The 14,902-nt window shown below is 62.8% G+C and carries 17 protein-coding genes; 8 read left to right on the forward strand and 9 right to left on the reverse strand.

From position 1 onward, the window contains the following. The first annotated feature begins 19 nt into the window (after positions 1–19). Positions 20–310: a PepSY domain-containing protein gene (locus HPO_RS19610; RefSeq protein WP_206742129.1), complete on the forward strand. Its 291-nt coding sequence runs from the start codon at positions 20–22 to the stop codon at positions 308–310. A gap of 118 nt (positions 311–428) precedes the next feature. Continuing rightward, positions 429–725, forward strand: a complete 297-nt coding sequence (locus tag HPO_RS20705) for a PepSY domain-containing protein (protein WP_035595310.1) — start codon at positions 429–431, stop codon at positions 723–725. Positions 726–793: 68 nt separating this feature from the next. Here the strand turns inward: HPO_RS20705 and HPO_RS05255 are convergent, their stop codons facing one another. From HPO_RS05255 to HPO_RS05270, 4 genes are all read right to left on the reverse strand, one after another. Beyond that, positions 794–1,336 (reverse strand): GNAT family N-acetyltransferase, encoded by a 543-nt coding sequence (locus HPO_RS05255; protein WP_035595312.1) that lies wholly within the window; start codon positions 1,334–1,336, stop codon positions 794–796. A 4-nt stretch (positions 1,337–1,340) separates the two neighbouring features. Further along, positions 1,341–1,643, reverse strand: coding sequence for a putative quinol monooxygenase (locus HPO_RS05260; RefSeq protein ID WP_035595314.1), 303 nt, complete (start codon positions 1,641–1,643; stop codon positions 1,341–1,343). Between the two features lie 7 nt (positions 1,644–1,650). Then, positions 1,651–2,613, reverse strand: a complete 963-nt coding sequence (gene mdh / locus HPO_RS05265) for a malate dehydrogenase (RefSeq protein WP_035595315.1) — start codon at positions 2,611–2,613, stop codon at positions 1,651–1,653. Positions 2,614–2,757: 144 nt separating this feature from the next. After that, positions 2,758–3,531, reverse strand: a complete 774-nt coding sequence (locus HPO_RS05270) for a Bax inhibitor-1/YccA family protein (RefSeq protein WP_035595316.1) — start codon at positions 3,529–3,531, stop codon at positions 2,758–2,760. A 378-nt stretch (positions 3,532–3,909) separates the two neighbouring features. Between HPO_RS05270 and HPO_RS05275 the strand changes: the two genes are divergently transcribed. Together HPO_RS05275 and thpR are read left to right on the forward strand one after the other, a co-directional pair. Next, positions 3,910–4,242 (forward strand): DUF2853 family protein, encoded by a 333-nt coding sequence (locus tag HPO_RS05275; protein ID WP_035595317.1) that lies wholly within the window; start codon positions 3,910–3,912, stop codon positions 4,240–4,242. A gap of 73 nt (positions 4,243–4,315) precedes the next feature. Further along, the gene (gene thpR, locus HPO_RS05280; RefSeq protein WP_035595319.1) at positions 4,316–4,876 is read left to right on the forward strand and encodes an RNA 2',3'-cyclic phosphodiesterase; all 561 of its coding nucleotides are present in this window, start codon (positions 4,316–4,318) and stop codon (positions 4,874–4,876) included. 81 nt (positions 4,877–4,957) lie between these two features. Here thpR and HPO_RS05285 read toward each other — a convergent pair whose 3' ends face one another. Continuing rightward, positions 4,958–7,507, reverse strand: a complete 2,550-nt coding sequence (locus HPO_RS05285; protein ID WP_084324170.1) for an autotransporter outer membrane beta-barrel domain-containing protein — start codon at positions 7,505–7,507, stop codon at positions 4,958–4,960. On the opposite strand from HPO_RS05285, the gene HPO_RS05290 reads away from it, so the two are divergent. The 4 genes from HPO_RS05290 to HPO_RS05305 all read left to right on the forward strand — a co-directional run bounded on the left by HPO_RS05290 (position 7,465) and on the right by HPO_RS05305 (position 10,906). Continuing rightward, a complete protein-coding gene (locus HPO_RS05290) occupies positions 7,465–8,589 on the forward strand; it encodes an IS110 family RNA-guided transposase (RefSeq protein ID WP_051612315.1) in 1,125 nt (374 codons plus the stop codon). The genes HPO_RS05285 and HPO_RS05290 overlap by 43 nt on opposite strands. A 77-nt stretch (positions 8,590–8,666) precedes the next feature. Next, positions 8,667–8,933, forward strand: a complete 267-nt coding sequence (locus HPO_RS05295) for a hypothetical protein (protein ID WP_035595323.1) — start codon at positions 8,667–8,669, stop codon at positions 8,931–8,933. Between the two features lie 691 nt (positions 8,934–9,624). After that, on the forward strand, positions 9,625–9,882 hold the full coding sequence (locus tag HPO_RS21195) for a helix-turn-helix transcriptional regulator (protein ID WP_162174011.1): 258 nt from the start codon (positions 9,625–9,627) through the stop codon (positions 9,880–9,882). Positions 9,883–10,078: 196 nt separating this feature from the next. Beyond that, the gene (locus tag HPO_RS05305; RefSeq protein ID WP_035595327.1) at positions 10,079–10,906 is read left to right on the forward strand and encodes a phosphate/phosphite/phosphonate ABC transporter substrate-binding protein; all 828 of its coding nucleotides are present in this window, start codon (positions 10,079–10,081) and stop codon (positions 10,904–10,906) included. A 33-nt stretch (positions 10,907–10,939) separates the two neighbouring features. Here HPO_RS05305 and HPO_RS05310 read toward each other — a convergent pair whose 3' ends face one another. The 4 genes from HPO_RS05310 to HPO_RS05325 all read right to left on the reverse strand — a co-directional run. After that, entirely contained in the window at positions 10,940–12,199 is a 1,260-nt protein-coding gene (locus HPO_RS05310) for an NAD(P)/FAD-dependent oxidoreductase (protein WP_035595330.1), read from the reverse strand. Then, complete coding sequence (mmsB, locus tag HPO_RS05315) at positions 12,199–13,089, reverse strand: 3-hydroxyisobutyrate dehydrogenase (RefSeq protein ID WP_035595332.1); 891 nt, start codon at positions 13,087–13,089, stop codon at positions 12,199–12,201. Before mmsB ends, HPO_RS05310 begins: the two co-directional genes overlap by 1 nt. A gap of 69 nt (positions 13,090–13,158) precedes the next feature. After that, positions 13,159–14,298, reverse strand: a complete 1,140-nt coding sequence (locus HPO_RS05320; RefSeq protein ID WP_035595334.1) for an acyl-CoA dehydrogenase family protein — start codon at positions 14,296–14,298, stop codon at positions 13,159–13,161. Positions 14,299–14,467: 169 nt separating this feature from the next. Next, positions 14,468–14,902 (reverse strand): aldehyde dehydrogenase family protein (locus tag HPO_RS05325; protein ID WP_035595336.1); only part of this gene is annotated, 435 nt, incomplete at its 5' end.

The raw sequence follows: 14,902 nt of genomic DNA on the forward strand, positions 1-14,902 counted from the left end.
GATGATTATGAAAGCACTGATGACATCCTTGGCCCTGCTGGCTCTGGCTGCCCCTGCCCCGATCGCGCTCGCCGACGATGAATACGGCCTGCGCGGCGGCGGCGGCACGGGCGGCGTCACGATCTCCCGCGAAGAGGCCGTGCGCATTGCGCGCGCCGAGGGCATGACCCGCGTGAAGGAGATCGAGCGGGATGACGGCAAATGGGAGCTGGAAGGCTGCACCCGGAATGGCCGCGAGATAGAGATCGACATCCATGGCCGCACCGGCGCGGTCCTCGACCTGGAGATTGATGAGGATGACGATTGCTGAGGGACAGCCTCCCTTCAGCGAAGGGCCGGGCGGATGGGTTTCCTCCCCTGCACACATCCGCCCGGAACCCCGATCCAATTCACACGTTAGAACGACGAGAGAAAACAAGGAGTTCCCCATGAAGCGCATTTCTGCCGCCCTGATTGCCGCCGCAATCGCCGCCCCGGTTCCTTTTGCCTTTGCACAGTCTGCCGGCACCGACACGATCAGCCGCGAGCAGGCGATCGACATCGCCCGCCAGAAAGGCATGGTGCATGTGCTGGAGATCGAACTGGATGATGGCGAATGGGAAATCGAAGGCTGCACCGCCGATGGGCGCGAGCTGGAAATTGACCTGCATCGCCGCACCGGCGACATCCTGAAATACGATCTTGATCGTGACACGGATGATGATTGCCTGCGCGTGATCGGTTAAGCGCACGGCAACAGCTCACACGTGACAGGGCGCGGAGGGAGACCTCTGCGCCCTTTGCTTTGCGCGGCTCAGCCCCTGCGGCGGGCGCGCCAGTCGTCTGCGGACTGGCCGTAGATGTCCCAGACGATGTCCTTGAACGGCGCCGGCGCGGGCACAGCGCGCAACTTGCGGGAGCCGAGCCGCTGGGCAACGCGGATCGAGGGCACATTTTCCGCTTCGATACAGTGGATGATTTCCTGCCAGCCGAGGATATCGACGGCATAATCCATGGCGGCAGACGCGCCTTCACTGGCATAGCCCCTGCCCCACGCAGATTTCAGCAGCCCCCAACCGACCTCAGTGCCGGGCCAGCCATGCGGGTGCCACGGCCCAAGCCTGCCGATCCATTGGCCGGTTTCCTTCTCGATGACGGAAAACATTGAGCAGCCGCTGATCGTCCAGGCGCCGGCAATCGTGCAGAGCGCCCGCCAGACCGTTTCCGGAGGCTGCACCCCGCCGATGAAACGCGCAGCTTCCGGATCCGCCGCGAGCGCGCAGAACCCCTCAAAGTCCTCCGCCTGCGGAGGGCGCAGGATGAGACGCGGCGTTTCGAGGAGAGGTCCGCCCGGCATCGCTTCAGACTTTCCGGGACAGCGCCACTTCATGGGCGTGGAGATTGCGCTCCACAACATTGACCCCCGCCAGCGCCGCGCGCCAGGGCGCCATGTGCGGCTGCGCAAAATGAGTTTCCAGCGCCTGCCAGCTTTCCCAGCGCTCCAGCACCCGCATCAGGCAGGGATCGGCGACATCAAGGGCGTAGGTATAGTCGAGGCAGCCAGGCTCGGCCCGGCTGGCGCTCATCTGGGCGAAGGCCGCGTCACGGATGCGGGGAAAATCCCCCGCATCCGCAAATCGCACATAGCCTTCGACTATGATCATCGGGCGCTTAGGCCAGCGACGGATCAATGCCTTTGCAGGCTTCGATCAGGCCGTTCACCGAAGCGACGGACTTTTCGAACATGGCTTTTTCGTCGGCGTTGAAGTCGAACTCGACGATCTTCTCGGCGCCGTCTGCACCGATCAGCGTGGGCACGCCGACATACATGTCCTTGAGGCCGTATTCGCCCGAGAGGTAGGCCGCGACCGGCAGGACGCGCTTCTGGTCAGCGAGGTAGGATTTCGCCATGGCGATGGCCGATTCGGCCGGGGCGTAATAGGCCGAGCCGGTCTTGAGCAGGTTGACGATCTCGCCGCCGCCCTTGCGGGTACGCTCGACGATGGCATCCAGATCGCCCTGGCTCATCCAGCCCTGCTTGACCAGTTCGGTCAGCGGCAGGCCGCCCACGGTGGAGTGGCGCACCATCGGCACCATGTCGTCGCCGTGTCCGCCCAGCGTCCAGGCGTGGATGTCGGCCACCGACACGCCGGTCTTCTCGGAGAGGAAGTAGGCAAAGCGCGAACTGTCGAGCACGCCCGCCATGCCGACGACTTTGGAGGTCGGCAGGCCGGAGAATTTCTGCAGCGCCCAGACCATCGCGTCGAGCGGGTTGGTGATGCAGATAACGAAGGCGTTCGGGGCGTGAACCTTGATGCCTTCGCCGACGGCTTTCATGACTTTCAGGTTGATGCCGAGGAGATCGTCACGGCTCATGCCCGGCTTGCGCGGCACGCCGGCGGTGACGATGCAGACATCTGCGCCAGCGATGCCGGCATAGTCGTTGACGCCCTTCAGATTGACCGAAGCGCCGTAGACCGGGGTGGACTCGGCAATGTCGAGACCTTTGCCCTGCGGCAGGCCTTCGGCGATGTCGAACAGGATCACGTCGCCCAGTTCTTCGCGCGCTGCGATATGGGCAAGTGTACCGCCAATCATGCCGGAGCCGATCAGCGCAATCTTATTGCGGGCCATGTGTTTCTCCTGAGGAAAATGGTCGTGGAAACAAGCTGCCGGACCCCTAGCCGAGGACCGCGCGTGTTGCAATGCGGCCAAAATGTGAAACGCCCCGCGAGACGGGCTCGCGGGGCGTTTTATTTGAGGGTTTCCCCTTCCCGGTCAGTCGCGCGAGAGCAGCGACATCAGGATGGTGAACATGTTGTAGAACATGATGAAGAAGTTGAGGGCGCCCCAGTTCGTCATCACGGCGAGGGAGCGGGTGTCCCCCTCATTGGCGAAGTAGCCTTCTTTCAGTTCCTGCGTCTGGAAAGCCACCAGCACACCCGAGATGCCGAGCACGGCAACCTGGACGATGACTTCAAACATGCCCGAGGGCGGGAACAGGAAGCTGAGCAGCGAGATGCCCACCACGCCCCACAGCGCGAAGACGGCGATGATGCCGATCGGGCGGAGGTTTGTCTTGGTGGTGTAGCCAAAGAGGCTCAGCGCGCCGAAGGCAGAGGCCGTCAGCAGGAAGGCCTTGGTCATCGTCATGAAGGTCACGTTGAGCGTAGCGCCGCCCCGTGTGGTCACGCCGGTCTGCGCGGCCGCCATGGCGACCCAGATCGACAGACAGACGCCGAGCATCACCACGATGGTCCAGTAAAGAATACCGGTTGCCAGCGGGGACGGGTTCCGCATCAGGAAGGCTGAGCCCAGGATCAGCGCCAGAGGACCGAACTGGAAGAGGTAGAAGAGCGGCGTGCCGAGAAGCAGCTGCGTCAGGCCGGGGACGAGGCCCGAACCGACGAGGAAGGCAACGCCGCCAGAGAGCGCGATGCCGAGCGCAAGCTTCTGATATACACCCAGCATGAAGGTCCGCAGACCCACATTGACCGAAGTGTCCATCGAGCGAACATCGACCGCGCCGAAGCCCCGGTTGAATTCGTTCATGATTTTCAAGTCCTTTCTTGTGAACCCGGCAACCCGAGGGTGCCGTTCATTGCTGAATATGGGCATTTCGCATCCGGTCCGCAACAAAAACCGGGATCAAGCGTTTAGTTAAGCGATTGCGCAGGTACACCAACTCTTTTGCACGGGGATCCATCGGCAGGAAAGCATAAGTATTTATTGTACTCATACTCGATATTTCAAAATATAGAGTGTTTAAGTTTTGATTTTTACTTTAATGCCTCAATCCAGCCTGATTCTGTCCAAATGTAGCCGTGCCCGCCTTTTAAGTATCATTGACTCGGCACGGGCGAGGGTTAAACCTCTCCGTGTGGAGAACCTCCATCAGGAGGCGTTCCATCAAATGAGAAGGGGAAACTCATGGCTGATGCTTCTGCTTATGCTGAGAACATCAAGAAATACAGTAACGGTTACAATCAGGCCGCCGCCGAAAAGATTGTAGGCCATCTGGGGATCGCGCTGCGCAACAAGGACAGCTCGATCGTGGCCTGCTCGGATTCGGGCGAACTTGACCGCGTGCGCGAGAAATGGTGTCGCGGCAAGCTGGGCCTGGCGCATAAGCAGCAGGAACTCGATGCCGCCATCCAGTCTGTCTGCGAAACGATGAAGGCCGAAGGGGGCCAGAAATCGCGCGTGACCTTCTATTATCTCCTGGCGGAGCATTTTGGCCGCCTGGAGGCTCTTTCCGGTTGAAAATCTGAATGAAAGGCCCACTCCGCCACCGGGGTGGGTTTTCATGACCGGAGCAGTGTGGTGAACAGGCGGAATGTACCGCCTGTTCGCTGCCCTTCCCGTTCCGCCGGAGATTTCGGCGCCCCTGCGCAAGCTGCAGAAGGATCTGCCCGGCGCCAGCTGGCGGCCGGAAGAGAATTTCCATGTGACGCTGTGTTTCTATGGCGAGCTTTCCGACACGCAGGCCCGCGATCTGGACGAGCTTCTCGGCGAGATCGAGGCCGATGCCTTTGACCTGCGCGTGGAAGGCATGGGCTGGTTTGGCCGGCGGGAACCAAGTGCCGTCTGGGCCCGGATTGGGGAGAGCGACGAGTTGCGCGCGCTGGCCAGCCAGTGCGAACGCGCCGCGCGCCGTCTCGGCATCCCGCTGGAAAAGCACCCCTTCACGCCGCACATCACGCTGGCTTACCTGCACGGCACACCGCTCGACACGGTGAGGGACTGGACAGAGGCCCATCAGGCCCATCGCAGCGCGCCCTTCCGCGCCAGCCTGTTCCATCTTTATGCCAGCATTCCCCGCCGCAGCGGCGGCCCTTCCCGCTACGACCCCATGGCCGACTATCCGCTGCGCGATCTGCGCGCCGGTTTTGACTGAGGCGGCGCAGATCGGTCAGCAGATCAAAAAAAGGCCGGCCACGCGAACGTGACCGGCCTCTTTCAAGGGGTAGACCTGACCTTACCAGGCGATGTTGACACCGAGCAGCAGCTGCTGCGCATCATAGTTCGGGCTGTTGTACCGGCCCTTGTATGACAGCTCCAGGCCAACGCGGTCGCTGAGATCGCGGCGGGCGTTGAAGCCATAGGTGTAGGTGTTGAGGTCACGCTCGGTCGACTGAACCTGCCAGACGGCATCACCCAGCCAGGCCGTCCGCTCGACCGTCGGATCATCTCCGATGTCACGCGACCAGTTGGCAAAGAGGGCGAAGTCCGTACCCGCAAGGGAGCGGGCCACCTCTGCGCCCAGATTCGTCTGGGCAGTGTGGCGGGATTCTGCCTCAAGGGTCAGCTCGGCATGATCGATATTGCCGGTCTCGCGATAGGCGCCGACATTCATGAATGCCGTCCGCAGACCGCCGATGGCGTAGATGCTGGTTTCCCCAGCATTCACCAACCGGTAGCGGGCTTCCAGCTGCGCATGCGTTGCCGAAACCTGCTTGTCGGATTTGGTGAAGGCTGCGCCGCTGGTCAGCAGCGTGGTGCGGCTGACTTTGGGGGACGCCTGAGTGTAACCCAGGAGACCCGACAACGTCAGACGCGCCGAGACTGTGCGGCTGCCATAAGCATAGGCCGACAGCATGTGATTGGTCGCGCCGTTGGCCGTGTCATTGTAGAGCTCGACGGTCTTGTAGCTGCCGGCAATACCGGCCCGCATGTCCGGCGTGTTGAGGAAGGTGGCGCCCATGGTCAGGCCATAGACATCCTCATCAAAGCCGAAACCTGCCGCATCCGGATCATAGCTGGCACCGCCTGCTTCCGCACGGGCCCAGACGCGGGTCCCATCCTTCAGCTCGCGGTCAACACCGCCGACCGTCCGGCCGCCGAACGCTGCCGTCATGACGATCTCGTCAGAACTGCGCAGGATCGATTCGGTGCTCTCTAGGATATGCGCATGCATATCGCCGGACAGGGACGCAAGCGCACCTGCCACCTGAGCCTGGCTCATCCCGTCAAACTCGGTGAAGAGCGAGAGAAGCTGGCCGCTGGCTTGCTCGCCAAAGGCAGATGCCCGGTCAAGCGCCGCCCCGAAGGTAACCGCGTTCGAGCGCAGTGCATTTTCCTCGGCGAGTGTGGCAAGGCTGCGCGCGACCAGCGCCAGCTGGATCGTCTCGGCATTGTAGAGCACCTTGAACCGTGTGTTTGGCGCAAGACCACTCTGCGGCTGGACCAGGGTGTCGAAGGTACCCGAGACATTGTCGGCCACCACGATGGTGAAGATATCACCGATGACCGGGGTGAACGTGTTGTTTGCGTCACCCGTAATGCCCCTCAGCAGCGGATTGATCGATCCGCCAGCTGTGAAGGTTGCGCCTTCACCGGTCAGGACGATGCGGTCATATGAGCCCGCGCCGCCTTCAGCGCTCCACACGCGCCCGTCGATCTCGGCCTCCAGGACCGACCCTTGAGACAGCATGACATCGCCGCTGATATAGAGCGTACCCGGAGAATTACCCGGCTTCAGCATACCGCCCGACAGAACCATGACAGACCCGTCAATGGCGCCATTGCCGAACAGGGACGCGCTGTTGGCAACCATCAGAAGTTGGGTTCCCAGAAGCCCGTCGACGCTGAGGCTGCCTTCGTCAAGGAAGGTGTTGCCGGCAATGCCGCTCTGGCCCGTGAGCCTGAGAAGACCATTGCCGAGCTTGCGCAGCTCTCCATCCCCAACGATGGTTCCGGCATAGGCACCGTCTTCCTCCTGGAGGAACTCGATGGTGCCATCATTCCAGACATCGCCCTGGATAGAACCGGCCGCGCCTGCGAGCACGCCCTGTTGGATATAGGTGCCCCCCGCATAGGAGTTCTCGGCCGTCAGCAGCAGACGCCCCCGCCCCAGAAGGTTCAGAGCGCCGTCGCCGGTGATGACGCCATTCCAGACGATATCGTTCGACTGAACGTCCATCCGCGAGGCGGCGTGGCCGATGATCAGCTCACGGTTTGTCTCGATATCCCCGGCAGCCTGGAAGACGGCATTGCCGATGGTCAGCGACCCTGCGCCCATATTGGTGTCATGGTCGGCAGCCAGAACGCCCTCCAGAACAGAGATATTGCCTGCGAACGTATTTGCGCCCGCCAGCTCAAGACGGCCATCGCCAATCTTGATGAGCGCGCCTTCGCCCGACATGCTGCCGGAATAGGTGCCATCTTCGGCCTGCGTGAACACCACGCTGGCATTGTTCAGAACATCACCCTGGATTGATCCGGCAGCGCCCATCAGCGTGCCCTCAACCACTTCCGTGGCGCCTGTGTAGCTGTTCTGACCCGTCATCAGGAGAACGCCGGCACCCGTCTTGCGGACAGCGCCGCCGCCGGTAATAGCACCGGCAAAAATGCCGTCCTGCATCTGAAGGAATTCAACCATGCCGGCATTGCTGATGTCGCCCTGGAGGGCGCCGGCCGCGCCGATAAGTGTGCCCTCCTCAACGGCGGTGCCGCCGGAATAGGAGTTTGCACCGGTGAGCAGCAATGCGCCCGCCCCTGTCTTGCGAAGGGTTCCCTCACCCGACATCTGACCGCCATAGGTGCCAGCTTTCGGTCGATGAGACGTCGGTCTGCGTCGTGGACGCGGACGGCACTGCGCTGATGACGTGTCGTGTTGCAACGGATCCGCCAGAGATTGCGAAAGCGCTACAGCCGTTTGCCAACAAGCTGAGACGGGTTGGGCATGAGGCCGGAGCGCTGTCCCCCTGGCTTCATCCGGCCCTGAAAGCGATCGGTCTGCCGGTGGTGTGCCTTGAGACCCGGCATGTGCGCGCGTCGATGTCAGCGCAGCGCAACAAGACCGATGCCGCCGACGCGCTGGGCATCGCGCATCTGATGCGGACCGGCTGGTTCCGCCAGGCCCATATCAAGACCGATCAGGCCTATCGGCTGCGCCTGCTGCTGATCCAGCGCCGCAACCTGAAGCAAAAGTTCCTCGATCTCGAGAACACGATCCGCCACTCGCTAAAGGCGTTTGGGATCAGGCTGTCAAAAGTCGGCCGCGCCCGGTTCGAGGCGGCTGTTCGCGACGCCTGCGCGAATGATCAGCTGACGGCCGAACTGATGGAGTGCATGCTGTCGGCGCGTGCGGCGCTCTGGCGGGAATATCTGAAGCTGCACGGGCTGGTCGTCCGGATCGTGGCCCGGCATGAACTCTGTCGCCGCTACATGCGCATCCCCGGCGTCGGTCCGATCACGGCGCTGACATTTGTGACCGCGATCGATGATCCGGCGCGGTTCCGCCGGTCCCGAAATGTCGCCGCCTACTTTGGCCTGACGTCCAAACGATGGCAGTCGGGCACGTCGATCGACGTAAAAGGGCGGATCAGCAAGGCGGGTGACCCGGATGTGCGCCGCGCCCTCTATGAAGCCGCCAGTTCGATGCTGACCCGGTACAAGGGCAAGACGACGCTCAAGACCTGGGGCGAGAAGATTGCCAAACGCTGCCACCGGAAAGGGGTGGTCGCCGTCGCCCGTAAGCTGGCCGTCGTCATGCATGCCATGTGGCGAGATGGATCGGAATATGCCGATCAGCCGCTGGCCGATGCCGCGACGCCCCGGCGTTCCCCGCAGGCGAAGGACCGCAAGCTCCTGGGAGCCCATGCGTGACGTGAATATATGCGAAAAGGGAACCCAGTTGAGGACACCTGATTGAACAATGGAGGTCCGCTTCGGCGGATGGAGTGATGCAGACCAAGGAAAGCGGGAAGCACGATATCTTGCCTGTGGCCGGCGCAAGCCTGGACCACGCTCGAGTGCCTGTGACGATGCCCCGCGAGTCCGATGCCGTAATGTGCCGCGACGGATCGATGACCGCTCAGACGGTCCCCACCAAGCCGTCGATGAGCCCGGAAGAGTGCACGGCGCGTCATATCCTGAAAGCCGAAAAACCGTACACCGACGTTCAAAAGGCGGTTCAAAGAAGGGTCGCCTCAAGCCCCGTTCTGAAGTAAAAGTAACAGGAGAAGAAGAAATGGCCAAGACGAAGACAATGAATGCGATTAAGAGGGCAAGATAAAAGAAGTGGCGCCACACCTTCGGTAACGCCTTGCCTGCACAACGATTTTTCGGTGCCCTTCGCACCGGGTCGAGGCGCCACTTCGTGCCAGCTCCCCTGCACCTGTGGCATGTTGGAATGGCGCGCGGCCTGGGAGGGAGGGTTCCCGGCGCAAGGAATCCCGGGCTGAGGGCGCCTTGGGGGAAAGGGATCGGGCCTCGCCACGTCAGTGACGGCTGGCGGCGCGGGGCCGATTGATCACCTTGTCCCCACCGCGAAAGCAGCCATCCTTCGGCTGCCCTGACGACCGCCCTGCCAGCCCCCCCTGACTGCGCGCGATGGGCCCCTGCCCGCAGGCGCATTTTGTATGTACACGCAGCGCATGCTGGAGGCGGTTTACGCGTTGGCTGTCCATCCTCGATCAGGATCCCGCAGCATGCCTGCAGGAATGGGCCCAGGCATTACGCTTCCAATGCCGCCTGAGGACCCGCCTGCCTTGCTGCAGAGAGGAAGCGAACCATTGCACCCGGTTCCACGCCGTTGCACGCGCTTGCATGCGCTCCAACTAGGCGCGCCCGTGTGCAGGGACCAATATGGGGCCCTGTGCTGGCTGGATCACCAGCCTCACCAGGACAAGGACGAAGACCATGCCGAAGCACTCCCTGCGAACCCTCCGGGAAGCACCGCCAATTGAAGACAGGCCTGCACGGTTCCTGTGCCTTCGGGACGTCAAGGACCGGCTCGCCATCAGCCGGTCGCTCCTGTACGCACTGATCAAGGACCCAGTTCATCCGTTCCCAGCACCTGTCCATATCGGTAGGCGGAGCGTCTGGATCGAGGCCGAAGTCGAAGCGTACATGCGACAAGTTATTGATCGGGAGCGGCGCAGGCCGCCGGTCAATTGAGGGTGTCAGCAAGCATTGTTCAGCAGCGGCTTGCCTGTGGACTGATGGTCCGTCTCAAAGGCCGCAGGATACACCGAGGCAGCGCCATGGGCTAAGCCTCACGCCGATGCGCGCCGATCGACTCCCTTGGCCTCTTGTTTTTTTTAGGAGCAGGGCTCCGGATTGTGGAGCCGGATGACCCGCGGTAAATAATGCCATGATCATCTCCCTCCTTTGCGCCCTGGTCGCTGGGCCCGCCCCGGAGACGCCACTTGTCGTCGCCTCCTACAGCTATCCGGCATTCGACCGCAGCGTCGCGCTCACGCCGCTTGCTGGGCTTGTGGCAGAGGCCGCAGGCCGCCCGGCGCGTATCGTGCTCTTTGACACCCCGGACGCCCTGTCAGAAGCGGCCTGCGCCGGTCAGGTTGACGTGGCGATGACCAACCTGGGCGCTTACGTGACGATGCGTGATTGCGCCGGGATTGACGCGGTCGCGGTCCTCGACACGCCTCCAACGGTGCTGGATCGCTATCGAGGCGTGCTCCTTGCGGGGTCCGGGACAAGCGTCACCGCACTGTCCGGCCTGCCCGCCCATATGGAGACCCTGCGCTACAGCGAAGTGCTGCCCGGCTCGACGTCGGGCGCTCTTGTCCAGGCCGCCCTCCTGCGCACGCTTGGCGTGACGCCGGATCAGTTCGCGGCGCGGCTCCATGCCGGGACCCATGACCGCGCGCTTGAAGACCTGCTATCGGGCCGGGCCGACATAGCTGCCCTGGCTGAAAATCCCTGGCGCAAGCTCCAGGAAACTGAGCCCGCTCGCGCGGCCGCCTTACGGCTCCTCTGGCGGTCCGAGCCCTTGCCCCCTGGACCGGTCATCTGCCGCCATACGGACGGTGTCCCCTGCGCGGCAATTCGGGACGCGCTCCTGGCGCACGAGGCGTCTGGCGTCGCGCAGGCACTCGCAGAGGGCTGGACCGAGACAGAAGGGGCCGAACGCTTCCGGGCCTATGAGGAGGCCGTCTATGAGCCATTCAGGGCGCCATGAAACAGGCATCCCTGCCCCGCCCCTTCCGGGGGCTTAATGGGGAGCCTCACCGGATCCTGTGCCGGCTGAGCTTGCAGCAATGTCTTTCATTGGGAGGGTGGTGTCGCTGAGCATTTCAGGAGCAATTTTTGCGCCTGTCATGATGAGTTTCTTGGATGCCAGGAACTCCGGCGGGCTGTTGACCGCATCGACCGCAATGAGCGTGCCATTGCGTAGATAGAAGGCGGCAAACTTCCGGGCCTTCGGGTCGCCGCGCAGGACAATCTGATCATAATCGGTGCTGAGGCCTGCGATCTGCAGTTTGAGGTCGTACTGGTCCGACCAGAACCAGGGGCAGTCTTCGGCTGGCCGGGGCAGGCCAAGGATGGCCGCCGCCACCAGCTTGCCCTGTTCGATGGCGTTGTGGACGCTTTCAAGGCGGCCCATTCGGCCATAGTGAACCAGCGGGCGGCTGGCGCAGTCGCCGGCGGCAAAGACATTCGGGTCTGAGGTGCGTCCGTCCCGATCCGTAAGGATGCCGTTGGCGCAGGCAATGCCGGCCTCTTTCGCCAGCTCCTCATTCGGCAGGATACCGATCCCGGCCAGGACGATGTCGGCTGGCAGCCGCGTGCCATCGGCCAGGACGGCGGCGCTGACATGGCCATCCTTGCCCTCCAGATGAGACAGCGTCGTGTTCGTGAGGATCTTCACGCCCCTGGCGGTGTGCTCATGGGCGTAGAAGTCACTCATCACCGGGCTGGTGACGCGCGCAAGCACGCGCGGCGCCATTTCCAGAACGGTGACGTCCAGGCCCATCGTGCGGGCCACAGCGGCTGCCTCAAGGCCGATATAGCCTGCGCCGATGATGACCATGCGGCGGCCTTCCACCATCTGCGGGCGGATGCGCTCCACATCGGACAGCGTCCGAAGGTCGTGGACATTTGCGAGATCTGCGCCCTGGCAGGGCAGCTTTCGCGGGCGGGACCCGGTGGCGAGGATCAGGGCGTCATAGTCCAGCACGCCGCCATGTTCGATATGCAACTGGCGGGCGGCACGGTCGATCCGGGTCGCATGCGCGCCGAGGATCACCTCAATATTGTTGTCCTGATACCAGGCGGCGGGTTTGAAATAGAGCCGCTCCTCATCCATCTCGCCCTTCATGTAGGCCTTGGAGAGGGGCGGGCGCTGATAGGGCAGCGCGGTTTCTTCACCGACAATCGTGAGCGCGCCCGTATAACCGCCCTGGCGCAAAGACTGCACAGCCTGCGCAGCGGCCTGGCCGGCACCGGCGATAAGTATCCGTTCCGGGATCATTACAGCGCGCCCTTCAGGTCTTTCATGACCCCGGAGAAGTCGAGCCCGCCGAAGCCACGATCGGAGAGGTCCTGGTAGATGCGCCCTGCCATCTCGCCGAGGCGGATCCCGGCGCCCGCTGCCGTGGCAGCTCCGGCGGCCAGGTGGAGGTCCTTGAGCATCATCGCCACAGCAAAGCCCGGCTTGTAATCCCGGTTCGCCGGTGAGGCGGGCACGGGACCCGGCGCCGGGCAATAGCTCGTCATCGACCAGCACTGGCCCGACGACACCGACGAGATCCTGAAGAAAGTCTCTGCGTCGAGCCCGAGCTTTTCTGCGAGGTAGAACGCCTCGCATGTGCCGATCATGGAGATGCCGAGCAGCATGTTGTTAGCAATCTTGGCGGCCTGTCCGTTCCCCGCCCCGCCTGCGTGGAAGATGTTCTTGCCCATGCCCCTGAGGATCGGTTCTGCTTTGCCGAACGCCGCCTCCGTACCCCCCGCCATGAAAGTGAGCGTGCCGGCTTCCGCCGCCGCGACGCCGCCGGAGACGGGTGCATCGACCATCAGCAACCCTGCCGCTTCTGCCCGGGCATGCGCCTGCCTTGCATCGGTGACGGCAATCGTGGAGCAATCAACCAGCAAGGAGCCCCTGGGCGCATTTGCGGCAACACCGCCTGCGCCGAAATAAACCTCCAGCACCTGCTTGCCCGCCGGAAGCATGGAGACCACGACCTCTGCATCGCGCACCGCTTCGGCAATGGTCGTCGCCGCGCGGGCGCCCTTGCCGCTGGCCGCAGAGACCGCCTCCGCATTGAGGTCGAACGCGGCGACGGCATGCCCCGCCTTTACAAGGCTGGCGCACATGCCAGCGCCCATGTTGCCAAGGCCGATAAACCCAATTCTTTTCATCTGGCGGATCCAAGCTCTTTTTGTCTGTGTACGGGATTTTTCTCAGGTGTCAGTCTGCGGGCTATGGGATCACCCTGCAGCCTTCATGATTTCGCGGGCGATGATGACGCGCATGATTTCATTGGTACCTTCAAGGATCTGATGAACCCGCAGGTCCCGGACAATCCTTTCGACGTCATAGTCCTCCAGATAGCCGTACCCGCCATGCAACTGGAGCGCGTCATTGGCGACCTTGAAAGCCGTGTCGGTGACGAAGCGTTTTGCCATGGCGCAGTAGCGGGTCGCATCAGCGCTGCCCGCATCCAGCCTCTGCGCTGCGGTATAGAGCAACGCCCGGGCGGCCTGCAGTTCGGTTTCCATATCCGCGATCTTGAACCGGGTTGCCTGGAAATCCAGGATGCGCTGGCCGAACTGCTTTCGCTCGCCGGCATATGTCAGCGCCTTGTCAAAGGCCGCCTGCGCGCCCCCCAAAGCGCAGGCGGCGATGTTCAGCCGCCCCCCATCGAGCCCGGACATGGCAAAGGTGAAGCCCGCCCCTTCTGCGCCGATGCGGTTGCCCTCAGGGATACGGCAATTGTCAAAACTGACGGTTGCAGTAGGCTGGGCACGCCATCCCATTTTCCGCTCGGGCAGGCCAAAGGACAGGCCCGGCGTCCCGGCTTCCACGACGAAGGCCGAGATCGCGCGTGCGCCGCTTTCCCCTGTGCGCGCCATGACGAGGTAGAGATCCGAGAAGCCAGCGCCGGAAATAAAGGCCTTGGAGCCATCCAGGACATAGCCGCCGCTCTCCCGCCTTGCCGATGTCCGCAGGGAGGCGGCATCTGAGCCCGCATCCGGCTCGGTCAGGCAGTAGGAGGCGAACATGTTTCCAGCCGTCAGTTCCGGGACGAATTTCTTCCGGAGCGTATCATCCCCGAACGCATCCATCATCCAGGCCGCCATATTATGGATCGACAGGAAGGCGGCGTGGCTGATGCAACCCTGCGACAGGTGTTCAAAGATCAGCGCAGCGTCCTGCCTCGAAAGCCCTGACCCGCCCTGCTGCTCGCTGGTATAAATCCCGCCGAGGCCGAGGGTCGCCATTTCCCTCAGCACGCTGCGATCGAGGTTGCCTTCCCGGTCCCAGCGGGCGGCGTGCGGCCGCAGTTTTTCGCTGGCGAACGTTGAGGCCATTGCGGTGATCAGTGCCTGGTGTTCGTCCGGAAGCATGTCACTTTCCAAAAAAAAAGGGGGCGCCCGCCGATACCCATGAAGGCTCCCGGGCGCCCCCAGGTCAGCCCCGGAACGCGCGGAGGAGAGCGAACCAGTTCCTGTTCGTTCCGGGAACACGGGGGCCGTCCAGGCCCAGGTGCTTCTTCTCTGCAGGCAGCATGACGACCTATCCCATCGTCGGGATAACAAACGCCTGGTCGCCGATATCGCCTTCCGGCCAGCGCTGGGTCACGGTCTTGATCTTGGTGTAGAAGCGGACGCCCTCGGGGCCATGCTGGTTGGTGTCGCCGAAGGCAGAGCGCTTCCAGCCGCCAAAGGTGTGATACGCCACCGGCACCGGGATCGGCACGTTGACGCCCACCATGCCGACATTCACCTGCGCCGCAAACTCCCGCGCGGCGCGCCCATTGGAGGTGAAGATGGCGCAGCCATTCCCATACTGATGGTTTGAGGGCAGTGCGGCGGCCTCTTCCAGTGTTTCCACTCTCATCACCTGCAGCACCGGCCCGAAGATTTCTTCCTGATAGGATTTCATCGACGGCTTCACATTGTCGAACAGGTTCGGACCGATGAAATAGCCGCCCTCATTGCCCTGCAGCTT

The sequence above is a fragment of the Hyphomonas polymorpha PS728 genome, assembly GCF_000685315.1.
In the GTDB taxonomy this organism is placed as follows: domain Bacteria; phylum Pseudomonadota; class Alphaproteobacteria; order Caulobacterales; family Hyphomonadaceae; genus Hyphomonas; species Hyphomonas polymorpha.